Consider the following 7,035-nt stretch of genomic DNA (forward strand, 5'->3'; position numbering starts at 1 on the left):
TGATTGCAGTTTCAAAGGTGGATTAAGCGGGTAGATTAGAGAGTTGCGATTTCTGAGCGGATTGGAATACAGCTTATGAAGCTTTTCTGCGTCAGGATAGCTTCCTCTTCAATGGGGGTAGTTTTTCTATTGGCGAACGAATTGAATAACTCTTGCTAACAAAATAGATTTGCACCTCAATAAAACACCTATTTTTTCGTTAAAATGGATAAATTTTTCTTGTATTTTTTGATGATATAATTAAAGATAACTAACTTCATAGCATCTTGGCTTAAAACGGGGGGAGTTGTGGGCGGTATATCTTCTAAAAATAACAGCATATCTTCTAAGAATACAAGCATCAAAAGAAAAAATCGATACGCAGAACAGAGCTTTTCTGCAATTATGATGCGAAAATTGTGCAATATGGTGCGTGGGGTATTCGAAGGGGTCTTTACAGTATTTACTTTCATAATTTTTATTATCTTGCTCAGCATACGTGGACCGGTTCATACCGCATTAAAAGTTTTTGGGTCGGTGAGTGGAATAGGGTGCTTTTTCTTTTTTGTCGGATACTACTTAGAACGCCGTGACGCAACAGCAGATGAAGCCGGTATATCGTTCGCATTACTCATGGCAATTGCTGAAGGCGTTTCTTCTATTTGCTGCCTGTCTGCTGCGTGGGGTTACGACGCTCTCTTATTCCGTTTAGCACCTCCTGGGTATGTTCTTATTCTCCCTGAATAAATAGGGTGCAATTCGTTTGCATACAAATCAAAATGAGAGGCTGTCTGCCTCTCAAATTCTTAATAATCGCTCTCCAAAATAATGACATCAGACCCGCGTTCAATGAAGGGGCTAACAAGCTTTGGGTCCTTAAGCCTCAAGGCAACCCTTTACAAGTTGCGCCTAACGGCATCCTTGACCTTAAGACAGAAAAACGGCTTATGAACAAACTCTCTTATTAAGCCACATCATCTTTTATTCTTCTCATGCGGTTCTGAAATCATGATATAAGGGGCAAGCTTCTCATCGTGCCTAAATGGTAACTTATCGTGTGTTAAATGGAAAAATGAGAAAAAGCATCTTTATGCAATATAATCCAATTATGATTTATTGATTTAAACATAAAGGGTTTAAAGCCTTCTACAAGACTGATACAATAAAAGGGGGGAAGTTGCCTATCTTAGAAACTAAGGCGTATTTTAGGTGCTCTTGATATAGCTATCTCACCAAATGGTTTTGAAGACTTATCCTTTTAGCTCTATTTATTAAAAGGTCATTTTGAGGGGGCTTGGCTAATGAATGTAAAGGAAAATTAGCACGTAATATTTCGCTTTGCTGGTATAGATGCTGAATGAGTTAATTATCTAGAGGATCACTGAAGAGGGAGCGCTAAAAAATGATGAAAATCCTCCGTACTTCGGTGAATTCGTGGTTGAAGATATAATCGTAGAACTTGGCTTATCTGTTCCTGAAACAGCTGAATGGTTTGAAATGGTTAGGGTGTCAGTTCTGCATATGCTTGACTCGCTATACAAAAAAATTACGATTTCGTGCAAGCTTTAAAACATAAACACCTTAAAGATATATCCTCTTTGTACATGTTCTTATCATCGTTAAAATGCCTTCTTAAAGCACGACAGGGGGTGGCTATAAAATTGAGAGCTGTAAAATATATGGGGCAGGGGGTGAGAAGATGGTGTTCAATCGAAGTACTCTATCCTTATTTTTATGGGCTATGCCTGAAAGAGAGAGCTGGAGAGACGATTTGTGAGCAAAGAGAAAGTGTTTTGAGGTTGCGTGTCTGCAAGAGCAGAACAGTGGTCGTGGTGATATTTAAAAACAATAAATTTGATAAAATTTTACAATTTTGCCAAAAGCCAGTTTATTATAAAAGCTGTTGCTTATACGCGCTCATACAAAAGTTATAAGAAGCCCAAAAGTGCTAAAAAAGTCTTTGCTCTTTTTCAATAAGACGGATCTGCAAACAATATTCAAAAAGTGTTCGTGTTTTTGAAAGAGCATAAAAGGATACTCTTGCAATAGAGAGAAGCGTATTTGTGAGTTACAATTTGTCATGATTTTCGGTAAACACTATTGTTTAGAGCGGTGAGAGAGGGCATGAAAAAATTTTAATATTCAGTTTTTTAAAGAGTGTGGTCAGTCTTTAGGATAGAGCTTGTGTCCCTAGAGCCTATCAAGTGAGCCCGCATAAAGGCTTCAAGAAAGCGAGCTACCTATTATACTTTTTGCCAGCGTATACTCTTTTGTCAGCGCCCCAATGTTTTGACAGCCCTTAGAACGTAAAGGGGCAAGGGAGGTATTTTACCTCTTTCTTGTACCGTTTTACTCCACACACCAACTCTGCTTGTGATGAGCAAGCCAAGAGATTTTGTTTGACTCACTATGAGGGTTTGACATGAGAAAATCCTATGGTATTCATGATCTTTCATGAAAAACAATGAATTATCCTTATAAATCAACGTGACAGTGCTGTTATGAAGAGAACTCCTTGCACATCTTAATAGCCCATAGAGATTAACTGGGTATTATTTTATATTCTGTACACAGAAGTGTCTTTATAAAAATACTCCATCTTGCGCAGAAAAAAGAACAGCCCGTTAAAAAAGAAAAACATCTCAATGCTTGCTTTTCTTTTTTCCATGAGAGATTTAAATTGATAAGCCTGTCTGAAAAGAGTGCTGTTTATGCCCTTAAAGATACTGCTCTTGTATCAAGATCACTTACTCAGGCGAAAATTGGAGTTTTGCGAGGTAAGCATAAACGCCATTTTTTGCCACAAGTTCGGCATGGGTTCCTTCTTCCACAAGGGCGCCTTTATCCATCACAAGAATACGATCAGCTTTTAAAATTGTTGCCAAACGATGTGCAATGACCAAGGTTGTACGATTTTGCATCAATCCTTCTAAAGCGTCTTGCACCAACTTTTCACTGTTTGCATCTAAAGCAGATGTTGCTTCGTCAAGTAGTAACAGGGGCGCATTTCTTAAAATTGCCCGTGCAATACCAATGCGTTGTTTTTGCCCCCCAGAAAGCATGGTACCACGTTCTCCTACTTGCGTATCCAAGCCATCTGGTAAAGCTTGAATAAATTCAAGTGCATTAGCCGCTTTAGCGGCAGCAAGGATTTCCTCTTCATGGGTAGTTTCAGTTCCAAAAATAATATTATCACGCAATGTTCCATCAAAAATGGCGACATCTTGTGGAACATAGGAAATTGCACTGCGTAAATCTTGTAAAGAAAGGCGATTAATTTCCATGCCATCCAACCGAATTGTTCCATTTGTCGGATCATAAAAACGAAGGATCAAAGAAAAAATGCTGCTTTTTCCTGCTCCAGAAGCCCCAACAAAAGCAACCGTTTCGCCTGCTTTTACAGAAAATGAAAGCGAGCGTAAAACCTTCTCTTGTGGTCTAGAAGGATAAGTAAAATCAACCTGATCAAAAACAAGTTCACCTCGAATAGGTTGCTCTAATGATAAAGCATTTTTAGGTGCTACAATAGTAGGTTGTTCTTGTAACAATTCGGCAAGCCGTTCAGCAGCGCCTGCTGCTTGGATTAATTCTGCTCCCAGTTCCGATAATTGCGCAAAAGTAGAAGCTCCAAAAACCGCATAAAGGACAAATTGCCCTAATGTTCCTCCTGTCATCGTTCCATTCAAAACATCGCGCGATCCAATCCATAAAACAGCAACCACACTGCTAAAAACCAAAAAAATTGCAAACCCCGTAAAAAAGGAGCGCAAGATTACAGAAGCACGTGCTGTTTGAAAAGCACGTTCTATCAATTGTGAAAAACGTATTGTAACGAGTTTTTCAGCGGTAAAAGCTTGCACAGTGCGAATAGCGCTTACCTGCTCTGTAGCAACAGCATTGGCATCTGCAAGACGATCTTGCGCCGCGCGGGTACGAGAGCGAACTTTACGTCCAAAGACTACCAAGGGAATGGCCACAACAGGAATAGCCGCTAAAACCAACAAAGACAATTTAGCATTGGTGATCACCATCATCACGACGGCTCCGATCACGATAATCAGCTGACGTAAAGCGGTAGAGGCGGTAGAGCCCACAGCTAATTTTATTTGTGTGGTATCTGTGAGAAGCCTTGAAACAATCTCTCCTGAATGTGACCGATCAAAAAAAGCAGGAGAAAGTTTCATAATATGGACAAACACATCACGCCGTAAATCGGCAACAATCCGTTCTCCCAAGGTGATAACACAGTAATAACGGGCTGCTGAAGCAAATGCGAGAAACAAGGCTAAGATAAACAAAATTCCAAAGTAAAAATTGATATGTCCATGGCTTGAAGTAGAAAACCCATGATCAAACATTTGGCGGATAGCCACAGGCAAAGCTAATGTGACAAGAGCAGCAACAGATAACGCTAGAAAAGCAAAGATAAACAACCAACGATAGCGCAAAAGATAAGGAACAAAAATTGCAAGCGAAGAGAATGAAGATTTCTTAGGGGAAGGCTTTGTCGATTTTTCTGAACGAGAACGTAATGTCATAAAATTTTGCTCACTGTATTGGATTTGTAACACTTGATACAATGATGTATCTTGAACACTTGTTTTTTGATGCGTGCTCAGTTATAGGAATAAATACTTTAATCAATGTATCAAAAAGACAAAGGAAGTGCACTTAAAAAAACAAGCAAGTGCTATTTCATTCTATAAACGCAAAAGGTTTGACGCATGAAAGCGAATATTCACCCCAACTATCACAAAATTACCGTTGTTATGACGGATGGAACCCAATATACGACGCGCTCTACTTGGGGAAAAGAAGGCGATACTCTTAATCTAGATATTGATCCAAGAACGCATCCGGCATGGACAGGTGGCTCCCAAACACTCGTAGATCGTGGTGGTCGTCTTTCTAAATTCAAAAATCGTTTTGGTAATATTGGCATGTAAAAGCCTCCTTTTTATGGGGTACAAGGGTTTTAAACAAAACGATTGCAAACGATGAGTTTTTGATCCTATCAAAGAGTGCACTTTAAATATTAATTCAAAAACGCATCCGACATAAACAGATGGGTCTATAAATCATTGTGGTTGCGTTTTTTAAATTCAAAAATCATTTTGAAATACACGCAAAAATCCTTTCTTCCCTAGAGTATAAAGACTTGAAATAAAATAATTGCAAACTTTTCTTCTTTTTTGGAACTGAACATACCCATGGAGAGGAAGTATTTTCCGCTTCTAGAGCTGCCAATGTATTTGAATTTATTCAAGCTTTACCAGATGGCTTTGATACGCAAGTAGAAGAACGTGGTACTATGCTTTCTGGGGGGCAAAAACAACGCATCGGTATTGCACGGGCGATTTTAAGAAATGCACCCCTCTTGCTGCAATCGGGAACCATCATTATATTTGCCAACTCGTCGATGTTGCTACAGCCTTTGGCACTTGAGACGATTTACTATAGGCATTTTAAGTCCTTTCTTAATAGTTTTTTTATTCACGCGGGCTCTCTCCGCTTGGTACGTGCAAAAGACATGGTTTTGATTGGTTCACCATGGAGCAGGTTTGAAATGAGAGAATCTTACGGTATTCGGGATTCTCATTCAACATACAAGACAATGAATTATTATTATAAATCAAAATTTTGCTACTTGATGAAGCAAGATTTGCTTTAGATGCAAACAGTGAAAAGTTGGTGCAAAATGCCTTAGAAGGATTGATGCAAATCATACAACCTTGGTCATTGCACATCGTTTGGCAACAGTTTTAAAAGCAGATCGTATTCTCGTGATGGATAAAGGCGCTTTTGTGGAAGAAGGAACACACAACTCATTATAAAAAAATAATGTTTATGCGCATTTGGCTAAACTGCAATTCTCATCTGAGTAAGTGATCTTGATACAAGAGCAGTATTTTTAAGGGCATAAACAGTACTCTTTTCAGACAGGCTTATCAATTTGAAACTCTCATGGAAAAAAGAAAGGCAAGCATTGAGATGTTTTTCTTTTTTAATAGGCTGTTCTTTTTTTTTTGCCTGAGATGAAGTATTTTTATAAAGACACTTCTGTGTACAGAATATAAAACGATATCCAGTTAAATCGCTATGGACTATTAAGATGAGCGAGGAGTTCTCTTTATAACAGTATCTTCACGTTGATTTATAATGATAACTCATTGTTTTTCATGAAAGATCTTACATGGAATTTCTCGTTTCAAATTTGATTATGTTGCATTAGTCAAAACCATGTCTCTTGCATATACCAAGCAGGGAAGATTGCGTGAAGTAAAAATACTTAAAGAAAGAATAAGTCTTCTTCATGAAGCGTCTCAAGTTTTAAGGGCTGTAGTAATATTGAGGGGATTAGGAAAGTGTATGATGATGTCGCTTTACTAAAAAAGAGCCGATAAATGAGTAGAAAGACGCTTTTTATCAATTTTATAAAACAAGGTGAGCACGCAGCCATGTTTTGCTGTGTTAGGCTTTTGAGTACTTTGAACCAATATTGTGGGAGTGCATTTTAAGAATTATAAAGCTCTTCTTAAAAGTGCATAAATCATTAGAGCAGTACAATTAAATACAAATTGTTTTATTTTACCAGAAAAAATATCTATATTTTATGTATTGTTTTTATTAAAATATAATATGTAGTTATTTTCAAATCATATGTACACATAATGATACAATATCGAGAAATCGATAAAAGAGCTGCGTTAAATATTGGTGGGAATAAAAGAGAGCAAGAATGGAAGAAGACATAAAATTGGCAATAGCTTTCATAATAGCTACAATTAAGGTCATTTGGAAATGGGGGAAAAAATGTGGGAGTGTAAGATGCGGCGTTATGATTTTCTGCATCATATGGATGGGGAAGTCGTGGTATTCGGGATACTCAGTGGATTTTTTGTTCGGTTTGGCAATGATAGTGTGTTGTGGGGGAAGCTTAATGCTTGCATTGGCAATTTATCAGAACAAGCATTTAACTGAACAACTTGAGCAAAAAAAGCAAGAGTGCGCTGAACATAAAGATATTATTGCACAAGGGGAACAGAAGTGTCTTCA

At 38.0% G+C, this 7,035-nt stretch carries 3 protein-coding genes and 3 pseudogenes; 5 read left to right on the top strand and 1 reads right to left on the bottom strand.

All coding sequences use genetic code 11. From position 1 onward, the window contains the following. Positions 1-384 precede the first annotated feature (384 nt). Positions 385-726, top strand: a complete 342-nt coding sequence (locus ACFILD_RS08540) for a hypothetical protein (RefSeq protein ID WP_375665081.1) — start codon at positions 385-387, stop codon at positions 724-726. A 2,000-nt stretch (positions 727-2,726) separates the two neighbouring features. On the opposite strand, the gene ACFILD_RS08545 is transcribed toward ACFILD_RS08540, so the two are convergent. Then, on the bottom strand, positions 2,727-4,517 hold the full coding sequence (locus ACFILD_RS08545) for an ABC transporter transmembrane domain-containing protein (RefSeq protein WP_375665083.1): 1,791 nt from the start codon (positions 4,515-4,517) through the stop codon (positions 2,727-2,729). A gap of 186 nt (positions 4,518-4,703) precedes the next feature. Here ACFILD_RS08545 and rpmE point away from each other — a divergent pair, with 186 nt between their 5' ends. The 4 genes and pseudogenes from rpmE to ACFILD_RS08565 all read left to right on the top strand — a co-directional run. Continuing rightward, complete coding sequence (gene rpmE / locus ACFILD_RS08550) at positions 4,704-4,925, top strand: 50S ribosomal protein L31 (protein WP_005774581.1); 222 nt, start codon at positions 4,704-4,706, stop codon at positions 4,923-4,925. 245 nt (positions 4,926-5,170) lie between these two features. Beyond that, positions 5,171-5,356 (top strand): annotated as a pseudogene (locus tag ACFILD_RS08555) (ATP-binding cassette domain-containing protein); the annotation flags it as partial. Between the two features lie 260 nt (positions 5,357-5,616). Continuing rightward, a pseudogene (locus tag ACFILD_RS08560) lies at positions 5,617-5,813 on the top strand (ABC transporter); the annotation flags it as partial. A 905-nt stretch (positions 5,814-6,718) separates the two neighbouring features. Next, positions 6,719-7,035: pseudogene (locus tag ACFILD_RS08565) on the top strand (hypothetical protein); the annotation flags it as partial.

Origin of the sequence: Bartonella sp. CL162QHHD, from assembly GCF_042195435.1 — a bacterium.
In the GTDB taxonomy this organism is placed as follows: Bacteria; Pseudomonadota; Alphaproteobacteria; order Rhizobiales; family Rhizobiaceae; genus Bartonella.